The following is a 14577-nucleotide window of genomic DNA, read 5'->3' on the forward strand; positions in this document are numbered from 1 at the left end:
CTCCTGGTGAGGGCTCCTGGTGAGGGCGCTGCAGGCTGCCGTCACAAGGCAGCGGCCTTCGCGCACCTAATTTCGTGTGATGGAATTTAATTCCGCAAAACTTGATTCCGCAGAAACTGCTGCTACAGTGGCCCGGCCGCTCGACGCCGCGAGCAGGCGGAAGACCCCGCGACAAGAGCCCGCGAGACCCAGGGCCGGGACGCCGATCCCCCGCCCCGAACGGGACAGCCGCGGGACAGCCAGGGAGAAACGCAATGAGCAAGGTCGTCCACTACGCGCGCACGGGCCGCACCGGCGTCATCACCGTGGAGTACCCGCCGGTCAACGCGCTGGGCATCGACGTCCGGACCGGCCTGATCCGCGCGCTGGAGGCCGGTCTCGCCGATGACGGGGCCGACGTGCTGGTGCTGACCGCCGCCGGCCGCACCTTCATGGCCGGCGCCGACATCCGCGAGTTCGGCAAGCCGCAGCAAGCGCCCGGCCTGCCCGAGGTGGTCGCCCGCTTCGACGCCAGCCCCAAGCCGGTCGTCGCCGCCATCCATGGCACGGCGCTCGGCGGTGGGCTGGAGGTGGCGCTGGCCTGCCACTTCCGCGTCGCCCTGCGCTCGGCCAAGGTCGGGCTGCCGGAGGTGAAGCTGGGACTGCTGCCCGGCGCCGGCGGGACGCAGCGCCTGCCGCGGCTGGTCGGGGTGCGCAATGCCCTGGACATGATCGTCGGCGGCGACCCGGTTCCCGCCGCGGCGGCGCTCGACATGGGCATCCTCGACGTCGTCGAGGACGGGGAGTCGGCGCTGGAGGCCGGCCTGCGCTTCGCCGAGCGGGTGCGGACGGAGGGGCTGCCCGCACGCCCGGTCAGCCGGCGCGACGAGAAGATCGCCGGCACCGATCCGGCGGTCTTCGCCGACTATCGCGCCGGGCTTGCCAAGCGGGCGGCGGCGCTCTTCTCGCCGCACCGCTGCGTCGACGCGGTGGAGGCCGCCGCCACCCTGCCCTTCGAGGAGGGGCTGAAGCGCGAGCGCGACCTGTTCCTCGCCTGCATGGACTCGCCCCAGCGCGCCGGCCTGATCCATGCCTTCTTCGCGGAGCGCGAGGCCGCCAAGGTCCCCGGCCTGCCGGCCGGCACCGCCACCCGTCCGGTCCGGCAGGTCGCGGTGATCGGCGCCGGAACCATGGGCGGCGGCATCGCCATGTGCTTCGCCAACGCCGGAATCCCGGTGCGGCTGCTGGAGGTGACGCAGGAGGCGCTGGACAGGGGCCTTGCCGCCGTCCGCCGCAACTACGAGGCCAGCGCCGCCAAAGGCAGGATCAGCGCTGCCGACGTCGAGGCGCGCATCGGCCTGATCCACCCCACCCTGTCCTATGACGACCTCGCCGACGCCGATCTGGTGATCGAGGCGGCGTTCGAGAGCATGGAGGTCAAGAAGGCGATCTTCGCGACGCTCGACCGGGTGTGCAGGCCGGGCGCGATCCTCGCCACCAACACCTCGACCCTCGACGTGGACGAGATCGCCTCGGCCACCGGCCGGCCGCAGGACGTGGTCGGCATGCATTTCTTCAGCCCGGCCAACGTCATGCGGCTGCTGGAGAATGTCCGGGGCCGCCGGACCGCCGAAGATGTCGCCGCGACGGTGATGGAGGTGGCGCGGCGGATCGGCAAGGTCGGCGTGCTGGTCGGCGTCTGCTACGGCTTCGTCGGCAACCGGATGCTGCACCAGCGCGGACGCGAGGCGATTGCCCTGGTCGAGGAGGGCGCCTCCCCCGCGCAGGTCGACCGGGTGCTGACCGGGTTCGGCTTCCCGATGGGGCAGTTCGCCATGCTCGACCTCGCCGGCATCGACGTGGGATGGCGCATCCGCGAGGAGCGGCGCAAGGCCGGCGACCCGGACGCGCTGGCGCCCAACTGGCTCGACCGGCTGGCCGAGCAGGGGCGCTTCGGCCAGAAGACCGGCGCCGGGGTCTACCGCTATGAAGCCGGAAGCCGCAAGCCCCTGCCCGACCCGGAGGTGGAGTCCCTGATCGCCGCCTGGCGGGCGGAGAAGGGGATCACGCCGCGCACGGTCTCCGACCGGGAGATCCTGGAACGCTGCCTCTACGTGATGGTGAACGAGGGGGCGAAGATCCTGGAGGAGGGCATCGCCGCCCGCGCGCTCGACATCGACGTGGTGTGGATCCACGGCTACGGCTTCCCGGCCTACCGCGGCGGTCCGATGTTCTGGGCCGGCCAGGTCGGGCTGCCGGCCGTGCTGGAGGCGGTGGAGCGCTACCACGCCACGCTCGGCGGCAGCCCGTGGCAGCCGGCCGCCCTTCTCCAGCGCCTCGCCCGCGAGGGCGGGCGCTTCGGCGACCTGTGAGGCGCGCGCATCGCCGCAGCCTCCTCCCGGTCCCGCCCCCTTCCCTTCCCGGAGCAAGTCGGTCCATGACAGACGCGGTCATCGTCTCCACCGCCCGGACGCCGCTGGCGAAGTCCTTCCGCGGCGCCTTCAACAACACGCACAGCGTCGATCTCGGCGGCCACGTCATCCGCCATGCGGTCCAGCGTGCCGGCATCGACCCGGCGGAGGTCGAGGACGTCATCCTCGGCGCCACCTTCCATGAAGGACCGCAGGGCAAGAACATGGCGCGGCTGTGCGCGCTGCGCGCCGGCCTGCCGGTCACCACCGCGGGCACCAGCATCAACCGCTTCTGCGCGTCGGGCCTGCAGGCCATCGCCATGGCGGCGCAGCGCGTCATCGTCGACAAGGTGCCGGTGATGGTGGCCGGCGGGCTCGACTCCATCAGCCTCGTCCAGAACGCCGTCAACAAGCACCAGGCGGTGAACCCCTGGCTGCGCGAGCACAAGCCCGAGGTCTATCTGACGATGATCGAGACCGCCGACATCGTCGCCCGCCGCTACGGCATCAGCCGGGAGGCGCAGGACGAATACGCCCTGGTCAGCCAGCAGCGCACCGCCCGCGCGCAGGAGCAAGGCCTGTTCGACCAGGAGATCGTCCCGCTCTCCACCGTCAGGCTGGTGCAGGACAAGGCCACCGGCGAGACGCGGGAGGAGACGGTCACCCTGGCGAAGGACGAGTGCAACCGCCCCGACACGACGCTGGAGGGGCTGGCGCGGCTGGAGCCGGTGCGCGGCCCCGGCGAGTTCATCACCGCCGGCAACGCCAGCCAGCTTTCGGACGGGGCGTCGGCCTGCGTGGTGATGGACGCGCGGCTGGCGGAACGGCGCGGGCTGCAGCCGCTCGGCATCTTCCGCGGGCTGGCGGTCGCCGGCTGCGAGCCCGACGAGATGGGCATCGGCCCGGTCCACGCCATCCCGCGCCTGCTGGAGCGGCACGGGCTGACGGTGGACGACATCGACCTGTGGGAGCTGAACGAGGCCTTCGCCTGCCAGGTCCTCTATTGCCGCGACCGGCTGGGCATCCCGATGGAACGGCTGAACGTCAACGGCGGGTCGATCTCCATCGGCCATCCCTACGGCGTCACCGGATCGCGCCTCACCGGCCACGCGCTGATCGAGGGCAGGCGGCGCGGCGCCCGGCGCGTGGTGGTCACCATGTGCGTCGGCGGCGGCATGGGTGCCGCCGGCCTCTTCGACGTGGCGTAACGCCAGACAGACCCTGAAGCGAGACAAGACATGGACATCACCTACACCGCCGAGGAGCAGGCGTTCCGCGCCGAGGTCCGCCGCTTCCTGGACGAGAAGCTTCCCCGCGACGTCAGCGCCAAGGTCCGGCAGGGCAAGCGCCTGACCAGGGACGACCATCTGCGCTGGCACGCGGCGCTGGCCGAGCGCGGCTGGCTGGCCGTCCACTGGCCGACGCAGTATGGCGGCACCGGCTGGGGCCCGGTGCAGCGCCACATCTTCGACGAGGAATGCGCCGCCGCCGGCGCGCCGCAGATCATTCCCTTCGGCGTGAGCATGGTGGCCCCGGTCATCATCAGGTTCGGCACCGAGGAGCAGAAGCGCCACTATCTGCCGCGCATCCTCGACGGCATCGACTGGTGGTGCCAGGGCTATTCGGAGCCGGGAGCGGGATCCGACCTCGCCTCGCTGAAGACCCGCGCGGTGCGGGACGGCGACCACTATGTCGTCAACGGGCAGAAGACCTGGACCACCCTCGGCCAGCACGCCAACATGATCTTCTGCCTGGTGCGCACCGACCCGGCGGCCAAGATGCAGGAGGGCATCTCCTTCCTGCTGATCGACATGGCGACCCCCGGCGTCACCGTCCGCCCGATCATCACGCTGGACGGCGAGCATGAGGTGAACGAGGTCTTCTTCGACGACGTGCGGGTGCCGGCCGGGAACCTCGTCGGGCAGGAGAACAAGGGCTGGACCTGCGCCAAGTACCTGCTGACCTACGAGCGCACCGGCATCGCCGGGGTCGGCATGGCGAAGGCGGCGCTGCGCCACCTGAAGACGGTCGCGGCGCGGCAGATCGCCCAGGGCCGACCGCTGATCGAGGATCCGCAGGTCCGCCGCCAGATCGCCGAGGTCGAGATCGACCTGATGGCGCTGGAGATGACCAACCTGCGCGTCATCGCCGCGGTGCAGGGCGGCGGCGTGCCGGGGGCGGAAAGCTCCATCCTCAAGGTGCGCGGCACCGAGATCCGGCAGGCCATCACCGACCTGCTGCGCCGCGCCGTCGGCCCCTACGCCCTGCCCTTCCCGCAGGACGCGCTGGAGGCCGGGGGCGCCGCCGCGGAGCCGGTCGGGCCGGATCATGCCGCCCCGCTGTCGGCCCAGTATTTCAACCGCCGCAAGCTGTCGATCTACGGCGGCTCCAACGAAATCCAGAAGAACATCATCGCCAAGATGATCCTCGGTCTCTAAGGAGGGCCGCCGTCATGGACTTCACCCTGAACGACGAGCAGCGGATGCTCGACGACACGGTCAACCGGCTGGTGCGCGAGCGCTACGGCTTCGAGCAGCGCATCCGCTACGGCCGGGAGCCGAAGGGCTACAGCGATGAGACCTGGGCGCTGCTGGCCGAGCTGGGCCTGCTGTCGGTGCCCTTCGCCGAGGAGGACGGCGGCATCGGCGGCGGCGGGGTCGAGCTGATGGTCCTGCACCAGGCCTTCGGCCGCGGCCTGACGCTGGAGCCCTATCTGGCGACGGTGGTGCTGGGCGGCGGGCTGGTCGCCCGGCTGGGCAGCGCGGAGCAGCGCGCCGCCCTGCTGCCGGCGGTGATCGCCGGGGAGCTGACGCTGGCGCTGGCCTATGGCGAGCCGGCCGGCCGCTATGAGCCGCTGTGGATCGAGACGCGGGCCGGGCGCAGCGGCGACGGCTGGCGGCTGACCGGCCGCAAGGCCGTGGTGCTGAACGGCGACGGCGCCGGCCGGCTGCTGGTCACCGCCCGCACGGCCGGCCAGCCCGGCGAGCGCGACGGCGTCTCGGTCTTCCTGGTCGACCCGGCGCAGCCCGGCGTCACCCTGCGCGGCTATCCCACCATCGACGGGCTGCGCGCCGCCGAGCTGACGCTGGACGGCGCCGAGCTGCCGGCCGACGCGCTGCTGGGCCGCGAGGGCGCCGCGGCCGACGCGCTGGAGGCCGTGCTGGCCGCCGGCTGCGCCGCGCTGGCCGCCGAGGCGGTGGGCGCCATGGAGGCGGCCTGCGAGCTGACGCTCGACTATCTGAAGACGCGCCAGCAGTTCGGCGGACCGATCGGGCGCTTCCAGGTGCTGCAGCACCGGATGGTGGACATGCGCATCGCGCTGGAGCAGGCGCGCTCCATGGCGATCCTCGCGGCCTGCAGCCTCGACCGGCCGGCGGCGGAGCGGGAGCGGCGGATCGCCGCCGCGAAGGTGCTGATCGGCCGGTCCGGCCGCTTCATCGCCGAACAGGCGATCCAGATGCATGGCGGCATGGGCATGACCGAGGAGGCGGCGATCTCGCATTATGCCAAGCGGCTGGTGATGATCGACCATTGGCTGGGCGACGCCGACCACCACCTCGCCCGCTTCGCGGCGCTGCCGGAGGCGGAAGGCGGGCTGGAGCAGGCGGCCTGATGCGCGGCTGGGGAGCCCGGGGCCTCCGTGACGGGCCGGGGCTCCCCCGCCTGCGGTCCGCGCAGGGCAGCGCTGTCCGCCGCGAACCGCCGTTTCGCCTCGTTGCGCACCGCAACCGACTGTGGCAGCCTCTGCCGACCTTTGGTTTCGGCGCCCGTCCGGCGGCCGGCGCCGACATTGCGAGGCTGAGACAGATGACCACCCCCGTCCACACCACCTATTCCCGCCGCGGCATGGAGGTGCTCGAGGAGATCGCCGGGCGCGAGCCGCTGGCGATCGGGGTGCGCACCTTCTATTTCCTGCGCCACGGCCAGACCGAGGGCAACCGCACCCGCATCTACCAGCCGGCGGACATCCCGCTGAACGACACCGGGCTCGCCCAGGCCCGGCTGGCGGCGGAACAGCTCCGCGACCATCCGATCCGCCGCATCCGGGCGAGCGACATGGCCCGCGCCTGGACCACCGCCGGCATCGTCGCCGAGGTGATCGGCCTGGCGGTGGAGGCGGAGCCCGGCCTGCGGGAACGCTGGTTCGGCGACCTCGTCGGCTCCTCCTCGGCCGATCTCGACTGGACCCGCGACCCGCCGAACGGCGAGACGCTGGCCGGCTTCATCCAGCGCGCCCGCGCCGGCATCGCCGCGGCGCTCGACGCCGACGGGACGACGCTGATGGTCTCCCACGGCGGCGTGCTGCATGTGCTGCTCGGCTCGCTTCGCCTGCCGGTGCGGCCGGAATACACCGCCAACGCCGCACCGCTGCTGTTCGAGGCCGAGGGGAGCGGCTGGCGCGTCACGCCGCTGCTGCCGGAGGCGGAGGCGGCGCCGCCCGATTCCATCTCCTGACCGCATCCCTGCGGAAGGTTCCGCCATGCCGCTGTCCGCCCCCGCCCCCCGCACGTTGAAGCACACCCGCACGGTGGTCTGTCACGGCTATCAGCGGGAGGACGGGCTGTGGGACATCGAGGGGCACATCACCGACACCAAGGCCTATTCCTTCCAGAACCAGTGGCGCGGCACCGTCGAGCCGGGCGATCCGGTCCATGACATGCGCATCCGCCTGACGGTGGACGACCGGCTGACCATCGTAAAGTCGGAGGCCGCGACCGACGCCAGCCCCTTCCAGGTCTGCCCGGACATCGCGCCGGCCTTCGTGGCGCTGGAGGGGCTGCGCATCGGCCCCGGCTGGATGCGCGCGGTGAAGGAGCGGCTGGGCGGCCGCAAGGGCTGCACCCATCTGGTCGAACTGCTCGGCCCCGTCGCGACGGTCGCCTTCCAGACGGTCTTCGCCGGCAAGCGGTCGCGCTCCGTCGACCCGCAGAAGCGGCCGGTGATGCTCAACAACTGCCACGCCTATGACGAGGACGGCGAGACCGCCCGCCGCCTGTGGCCCGACTATTTCGCCAACCGCGACAAGCCGCAGCCGACGGACTGATCCGCCGCAGTCATGAGCGGGCGGGGCCGGTGCCATGCGCTGCGCTCATGCCGCAGCACCGCGGCGGCCGAAGACTGCCGGATGGGCCCGGTCGGCCACCTGCGCGCGAGCGGTCGGGCTATTCCTATCAAAAAACAAGGGATTGCCCTCGGGCAGGGAGCTACCTGGGATGGGGACAACCTCGCCGTCCGATCAAAATATGATATTTTACGCGTATTTTCCACTGAGTTTCCGTAAAGCGAAGCAGCCTGACCTTAGCGGAAAGTTTAGAATTCCTCTGTATCCGCAGACCCAATCCAAAAAGAAACCGGGGAATCCATCATGCGGATCAGGACGCTTTTCGTTTTATGCATCAGCATTGCTGGAGCCATCGCGGTTGCCGTGGCTCTGTCTTTGGTCATACAGCAATACAACCGTCAGAATGACGCACAAATTGCGCATGCCCACGTCGCGGCCTTCGCCGCCGTCGCCCGCATCGCCGAGGTGACGGCGCTGGAGCGCGGCACCGTCAATGCCGCCCTGCTGCAGGAGAAGGCGGCGGACCAGAAGGTGCTCGCCAAGATCAGCGCCGATGCCGCGACCACCGACAAGGCCTTCGCCGCCGGGCTGGAGGCTCTGGGCCGGCTGCCGAACGGCAAGGCGTTGTCCGGCCGCGCGGAGGGGATCGCCAAGCGCTGGCGCGAGGGGCGCGAGCGCGCACTGCCTGCGGTCGAGCTGCCGGACTCCCGGCGCGACGCCGCGCTGGTGAAGGACTATTCGGCCTCGATGGCGAAGCTGATCGCGGAGTACACCCCGATCCTCGACGAGATGGAAACCACCGTGCTGAAGCGGAACGCGGCGGCCGGCGACCTGATCTCGCTCGCCCGGCTGACCATGGACCTGCGCGCCACCGCCGGGAACCGCGGCGTGCTGATGACCCAGCTCGTCGCCGCCGACGAGCCCGCCACCCCGGCCTCGCTGGAGAAGGCGGCGGAGCTGGCCGGCCGGGTGGACGAGCTGTGGACGCGCGTGCAGACGCTGGTCCGGCAGCTCGGCGCCGGCGGCGAGCTCGGCGACGCCGTCGCGACGGTGAAGCAGCGCTATTTCTCCGAAGGGCTGGCGCTCTACGACACCGTGCTGAAGGCGGCGCGGGTGGACGGGCGGCACGGGCTGGAGCTGGCCGATTTCCGCGCCCGCCAGACGGCGTTCCTGCAGGCGATCCTGCAGATCCGCGACGCCGCCGTGGCCGAGGGGCTGAAGTCCCTGGACGAGGAGATCGCCGACGCCCGCCTGCTGATGGTCGAGGCCGGGCTGCTGACCGCCGCCATCGCCGCCGCCATCTTCGTGCTGGCCTCGGTCTTCAACCGCCGGGTGATCCGCCCGCTGAACGGCCTCGCCCTGCTGATGGAGCGGCTGGCGAAGGGCGACCTGGAGATCGCCGTGGACGGCGTCGGCCGCAAGGACGAGGTGGGCATGCTGGCCCGCTCGCTGGAGGTCTTCAAGGAGGCCGCCGTCACCAACCGCCGCCTGGAGGAGGAGCAGCACGCCGAGCAGATCCGCAAGGAGGAGCGCCAGAAGCAGATCGAGGAGTATATCCGCAGCTTCGACCGCTCCGTCTCCGAGGTGCTGGGCGGCATGGCCTCGGCCTCGTCGGAGCTGAGCCACACTGCCGAGAGCATGGCGGCGCTGGCCGACCAGACCAACGCCCAGGCGACCGCGTCGGCCGCGTCGGCCGAGCAGACCAGCGCCAACGTGCAGACCGTCGCCGCCGCGACCGAGGAGATGGCGGCCTCGATCCAGGAGATCGGCCGGCAGGTCGCCAGCTCGACCAGCATCGCCTCCACCGCCGCGACCCAGGCACAGCAGACGGTGGAGTCCGTCCGCGGCCTCGCCGAGGCGGCCAACCGCATCGGCGAGGTGGTGCGGCTGATCCAGGACATCGCCAGCCAGACCAACCTGCTGGCGCTGAACGCGACGATCGAGGCGGCCCGTGCCGGCGAAGCCGGCAAGGGCTTCGCCGTGGTGGCGAGCGAGGTCAAGGCGCTGGCCAACCAGACCAGCAAGGCGACCGAGGAGATCGGCGCCCAGATCGCCGCGGTCCAGATGGCGACGCAGGGCACGGTGCACGCGATCGACGAGATCGGCACGACGATCGCCTCGATCAACGAGATCGCCTCGGCCATCGCCGCCGCCATCGAGGAGCAGAACGCCACCACCGGCGAGATCACCCGCAACGTCCAGCAGGCCGCCCTCGGCACCCGCGACGTCAGCGGGACCATCGTGCAGGTCAACGAGGCCGCCAGCCAGACCGGCACCGCCGCCACCCAGGTGCTCGGCGCCTCGCGCGAGTTGTCGCAGCAGGCCGAGGCCCTGCACCGCGAGGTCGGCACCTTCCTCGCCCAGATCCGCGCCGCCTGAAGCACGGCAACCGTCCGGCATCCTGCCGACGACGCCGGAAGCCCTTCCCCGTCCCCGGGGAAGGGCTTTTTCCGTTCCGGCTGCACGCGGCGACATGCGGTCCGGCGGTTCCCCGGCCGGGGGAGCCGGCCCCCGCGCCACGACACAGGGTTTTGTCGGCCGTGACGATTCTCCAAACCCGCTGTTGGAAGGAGCGCCATACCGAGACCAACCAATCCAAACAGGAGGTAACGATGGCGAACCAGAATGACGGACAGTCCAAGGGCGGCCAGCACTCCGGCGGCAACTTCAAGAACGACCCGGAACGGGCGGCCGAGGCCGGCCGCAAGGGCGGTCACGTCTCCGGCGGCAACTTCAAGAATGATCCGGAACGGGCGGCGGAAGCCGGCCGCAAGGGCGGCCAGCACTCGCACGGCGGCGGCGGCGGCGACCGGAGCTGACGCCGCTCCCGACACCCGCCGGCCCGGGATCGGGTGACCCGAGGCCCGCGGGCCGGAGCCGTTCCTTCCATCCCGGCTCCCGTTCGCCCCGGCACCGCGCCATCCGCTGTGCCGGGGCGAAGCGCTGTCAGGCCGGCGCCTGCAGCAGCCCGCCGGCCCCCGACAGGTCGGCGCCGCGCAGCGTGGCGAGGCTGGTCCTGATCGCCGTGAGGTCCGCCCCGCGCAGGATCACGCGGGCAAGGCTGGCGTCGCGCAGGTCGGCCCCGGTCAGCACCGCCTTCTCGAAACTGGTCGGCCACAGGCGGCTGCCGTCGCCGGCCAGATCCACCTCGCGCAGGCGGGCCCGCCACAGCTTGGCGCCGGCGAGGTTGGCGCCCTGCAGGTTGCAGCCCGACAGGTCGGCGCTGGTGAAGTCCGCGTCGCGCAGGTCGCTGTAGGACAGATCCGCCATGATCAGCTTCGCGCCGGAGAAGTCGGCGCCGCGCAGGCTGCTGAACCGCATCACCGCCCCGCAGAGGAGCTGGTTGGCGAAGGAATAGCCGCGGAGGTCGGCCCGCTGCAGTTCCAGCCGCTGCCCCGCCCGCCCCTCCTTGTCGACCCAGATCTGGTGGGTGGAGATCAGGTCGGCCACCCGGGCGGCCAGCGTCGTCATCCCCGTCCCGTCGACGTCGATGCCCCGCCGCTCCAGCGTCGCCCGCAGTTCCTCGTCGAGGCGGGCGCCGCACATCAGCACGCCGTCGAGCGCGGTGCGCCGGATCACCGCGTCGGTCAGGTTGGCGCCGATCAGGATGGCGCCGGTGAGGTCACCGTCGGAAAAGTCGGCCCCCGACAGGTCGCTGCCCGAGAAGTCGCACTGCCCCATGCGGCAGCCGGCCAGCACGGTGCGGGCCATGCTGCAGCCGACGAAGGTGGTGGTGCCGTCCGGGTTGCCGGCGGCGCGCTGCGCCCCGACTTCCATCATCAGGCCGCGGCGCAGGTCGGCGCCCCGCAGGTCCGCCCCGCTGAGCGTGGCCCCGTCCACCCGCGCGCCGCGCAGGTCGGCGGACTGGAGCTGCGCGCCCGACAGGTCGGCGCGGCTGAGGTCCGCGCCGTAGAGATCGACCCGCGACAGCACGGAACCGGACAGGCGCGCACCGGCGAGGCTGGCCCCGGTCAGCTTGGCGCCCGCGAGGTTGATCCGCTTCAGCCCGAGGCCGCTGAGATCCTGGAAACTGAGATTGGCGCGCCGGCCCAGGCCGGGCGGGTCGCGCAGCAGCCACTGCTGGTGCCGGACCAGCGCGTCACGAACGGCTCGCAGGTAACGCTCGTCCCTCATGCAGGCCACCCCGTGCCGCCCCTCCCGCGCGAACGGTGCCGCCGGCGGGTTGCGGTTCAGTCGAGGATGGGGACTTTATCGAATTGCGACCGCCGGGAAAAGAAGCAATCCGCAATACGACATAAAGCTTCACACAAAGCGGCTATTTCCCCCGGCAGCCGGCCGTCCGCCACAGGCCGGATCGTATAAGGCTCCTCGACTGGCCAGTCCGCAAGTAACGGTGGCAGCCGAATCGGCCTGAATTTGGAAGATAGTTGGTGAAGCGATATGTCCTGTCAAGGAAAGCATCTGCACCTCTTCGTCTGTCGAAATAAGGAGCAATCCTGACGAAAAAATGCAACCCGCCAACACTCCTGCGATGTTATGCTCCGTTGCATACGGCGGCGTGCCGCGCCGCAACGGGCAGGGCTGTCCCGGCCGCCGGCCGGGGAATGGCGGCGCCGCCGGCGCAGCGAAGGGTGTGCGGATGGTGTTTTCGGCCGAGTTCCTGGGCTTGCTGCTGCTGATCACCAGTGCCGCGGCGCTGGGACTGTCGATCGTGGTCGATGTGGGACGCGTCAGCGCCGAGAAGGCGCGCGAAGCGATCAACCAGCGTCAGTACGACAGGAAGCGCGCGGCGCTGGCCGAGTGGCGGCAGAGAACGGAGCGCAAGCGGTCCGACCTGATCACGCTGCAGGCCCGGCTGACCGAGTATACCGGCCGGCGCCAGAAGGCGCAGACCGAGGCGCGGGCGCTGGAATGCTCCAAGGTCGAGATGGTGCACGAGCTGGGCGGCGAGGCCGACGGCAACTGCGACGTCTATTGGGCGCGGCTGACGGCGGCGGCGAACTTCGCCGAGCTGGAGCGCAAGGACATCGTCTTTTCCCGCCAGATCTGGGAATACCGCAACGTCGCCCATATCTGGGCGCCCTCCACCGACGCGGCCTACGCGGTGCTGCAGAACGCCTTTTCCGCACGCAACGGCATCGCCTGCAGCCCGATCGTGCCGCTGGCCCATGCGCCCGATCCCGAGGCGGAGGTCACCGCCGCATGACCGGGATGCTCCTCTACTGTTCGCTGGCGCTGATGGTGCTCACCGTCCTGTCGAACCGCTACTGGCGCCGCCAGCTCGCCCAGAGCCGCGTCGCCGCCGCCAAGCTCAAGGGCAAGGCCGACGACCTGGCGGTGGAGCTGACGGAGATCTCCAACGAGTACACCAAGCTGGCCCAGGCCGAGGCCGATATGGAACGCCGCGTCACCAAGGCCGAGCAGGAGATGCAGGCGGCGCTGATCGATCTCGACAACAAGCGGGTGGCGCCGCTGGAGCGCTATTTCGTCTTCGAGCGGGTGGACCCGCGCCCCGGCCGCTTCTGGGAGGCGGCCGTCCGCTACACCCCCGCCGGCGTCAACCTGCTGGATGCCGGCGACCATCGCGGCTGGACCGGGGTGCGCCGCTACCTGCTGGTCGCCGACACCGAGCGCGAGGTGCGCGACCGGATCGGCTCCCGCTTCCCGCGCAAGGCGGGATTCGAGGTGATCGAGGTCGCCGCCTGCCGGCTGAACGGGCTGGTGGTCAACCGCATCTCCGAACTCTCCACCTTCCGGCGCCCCGGCCGGCCGGAAGAGGAGGAGGAAGGCGGCCGGACCACCCGGCGCCCGGCGCCCGCCCCGGCCCGCGGCTGACGGCGGCCGACGGCGGCTGGCCCGGGCTTTCACGACGGTCCGGCGTCCGCGACAGTCCGGCTTTCATGACAGTTCGTTGGCCCGGCGGGATTTTTGTTGTTTCGCCTGCATTGCTGATGCTTCCCTGCACGCGGACGGGGTACTCCGCCCCGTCGGTCCTGCTTGGGTCTTCGCAAGGCGGGGTGGGTGTCGCGCATGGGTTTCGTCAGCCGGTCCGGGATTCTGTCCGCCGCGGCAAGCGCCGGGCTGCTCGCCCTGTTCGCCGCGGCCGGCATGGCGGCGCTGCCGCTGCGCACCGCCACCGCGACCTGGAGCTTTTCCCCCGCCGTGCCGATGGACCGGACGCTGGAGCCGACGGTGGCCGGTTCCGGCATCCCGGTGCTGACGCTGCGGCCCGACCGCACCACGATCCGCTCCGGCTATGCCAGGCAGGAGGATGACGGCCGCATCCGCGTCACGCTCTACGACCCGTCCGACCCGCTGCTGGCCAGGGCGAGCGAGGCGGTGCTGTTCTTCGCCGACATCCGCACCCTGTGGATGCTCGCCACCGAGGCGGAGCGGAGCGAGCTGCGCCAGGGCTTCGACCGGCTGGGGGCGGCGATGCGGCAGTCGGCCGACGCCATCCTCCGCTCCCCGGAATTCACCCGCGAGTACCGGCCGGCGCTGCAGGAGTCCGCCCGCGACGCCTTCGACAAGGCGTGGCGCGCCCCGGCCACCCGCGCCGCCTATGACGAGATGATGCGCGCGGCGGAGCCCATCGTGCGCGACACCGCCATGCGGGAGATCCGGCCGCTGGTGATGCGCCGGCTCGACGGGCTGATCTGGGAGATCCTGCAGGCCAACGTCGGCGCCGTGCTCGACGTCTTCAACGCCCGGCCGTGGAACACCGCGCCGCTGGAACAGGCGCTGGAGGCGGCGATGCGCGACGTGCGCGAGTTCGGCGTGCTGGAGCGCATGGCGGGCGCCATCGTCGAGACGCGGCAGACCAAGCTGTTCCTGCAGACCTTCGCCAACGGGATGATGGACGCGCTGGCCGCCGACCCGCGGGTCGAGGCGACGGTGATGCGGCTGGTCACCGACCCGCGCATGGGCGTCCATCTCGCCCCGGTCGGGCAGCCGGTCGGCGAGCTGTCGCGCATGGCGCCGCGCATCCTGTTCGGCGTGCGGGCCGATGCCGACCTCAACGCGCTGGCCGCCTATGCCTTCCACGGCTTCATCAACGGCCGCACCGGCCCGGTGGTGATCCTGATGAGCCCGCAGCAGCGCGACGAGATGCTCCGCCTCGACCCGCGGGCGCCGAAGCTCCTTGTGCGGAGTGCCGGCCCGTGA

General features: G+C 71.3%; 12 protein-coding genes. 11 read left to right on the plus strand and 1 reads right to left on the minus strand.

Annotation, left to right across the window (positions count from 1 at the left end):
* The first annotated feature begins 254 nt into the window (after window positions 1-254).
* From DEW08_RS05615 to DEW08_RS05650, 8 genes are all read left to right on the plus strand, one after another.
* Complete coding sequence (locus tag DEW08_RS05615; RefSeq protein WP_109325125.1) at window positions 255-2351, plus strand: 3-hydroxyacyl-CoA dehydrogenase NAD-binding domain-containing protein; 2097 nt, start codon at window positions 255-257, stop codon at window positions 2349-2351.
* A 65-nt stretch (window positions 2352-2416) separates the two neighbouring features.
* Window positions 2417-3598, plus strand: a complete 1182-nt coding sequence (locus tag DEW08_RS05620) for an acetyl-CoA C-acyltransferase (protein ID WP_109325126.1) — start codon at window positions 2417-2419, stop codon at window positions 3596-3598.
* Window positions 3599-3628: 30 nt separating this feature from the next.
* Complete coding sequence (locus DEW08_RS05625; protein ID WP_109325127.1) at window positions 3629-4828, plus strand: acyl-CoA dehydrogenase family protein; 1200 nt, start codon at window positions 3629-3631, stop codon at window positions 4826-4828.
* Window positions 4829-4842: 14 nt separating this feature from the next.
* A complete protein-coding gene (locus DEW08_RS05630) occupies window positions 4843-6003 on the plus strand; it encodes an acyl-CoA dehydrogenase family protein (protein ID WP_109325128.1) in 1161 nt (386 codons plus the stop codon).
* Window positions 6004-6197: 194 nt separating this feature from the next.
* Complete coding sequence (locus tag DEW08_RS05635) at window positions 6198-6845, plus strand: histidine phosphatase family protein (protein WP_168220276.1); 648 nt, start codon at window positions 6198-6200, stop codon at window positions 6843-6845.
* A gap of 25 nt (window positions 6846-6870) precedes the next feature.
* On the plus strand, window positions 6871-7434 hold the full coding sequence (locus tag DEW08_RS05640; protein WP_109325130.1) for a DUF2889 domain-containing protein: 564 nt from the start codon (window positions 6871-6873) through the stop codon (window positions 7432-7434).
* Between the two features lie 381 nt (window positions 7435-7815).
* Entirely contained in the window at window positions 7816-9831 is a 2016-nt protein-coding gene (locus DEW08_RS05645; RefSeq protein ID WP_168220277.1) for a methyl-accepting chemotaxis protein, read from the plus strand.
* Window positions 9832-10064: 233 nt separating this feature from the next.
* Window positions 10065-10271 carry a con-10 family general stress protein gene (locus DEW08_RS05650; protein WP_109325132.1) on the plus strand — a complete coding sequence of 69 codons (207 nt, stop codon included), beginning with the start codon at window positions 10065-10067 and terminating at the stop codon, window positions 10269-10271.
* Between the two features lie 127 nt (window positions 10272-10398).
* Here the strand turns inward: DEW08_RS05650 and DEW08_RS05655 are convergent, their stop codons facing one another.
* The gene (locus DEW08_RS05655) at window positions 10399-11586 is read right to left on the minus strand and encodes a pentapeptide repeat-containing protein (RefSeq protein WP_109325133.1); all 1188 of its coding nucleotides are present in this window, start codon (window positions 11584-11586) and stop codon (window positions 10399-10401) included.
* A gap of 466 nt (window positions 11587-12052) precedes the next feature.
* Between DEW08_RS05655 and DEW08_RS05660 the strand changes: the two genes are divergently transcribed.
* From DEW08_RS05660 to DEW08_RS05670, 3 genes are all read left to right on the plus strand, one after another.
* Complete coding sequence (locus DEW08_RS05660) at window positions 12053-12619, plus strand: hypothetical protein (protein ID WP_109325134.1); 567 nt, start codon at window positions 12053-12055, stop codon at window positions 12617-12619.
* A complete protein-coding gene (locus DEW08_RS05665; RefSeq protein ID WP_109325135.1) occupies window positions 12616-13248 on the plus strand; it encodes a hypothetical protein in 633 nt (210 codons plus the stop codon). Before DEW08_RS05660 ends, DEW08_RS05665 begins: the two co-directional genes overlap by 4 nt.
* A gap of 195 nt (window positions 13249-13443) precedes the next feature.
* The gene (locus DEW08_RS05670) at window positions 13444-14577 is read left to right on the plus strand and encodes a hypothetical protein (protein WP_109325136.1); all 1134 of its coding nucleotides are present in this window, start codon (window positions 13444-13446) and stop codon (window positions 14575-14577) included.

Origin of the sequence: Azospirillum thermophilum, from assembly GCF_003130795.1 — a bacterium.
In the GTDB taxonomy this organism is placed as follows: domain Bacteria; phylum Pseudomonadota; class Alphaproteobacteria; order Azospirillales; family Azospirillaceae; genus Azospirillum; species Azospirillum thermophilum.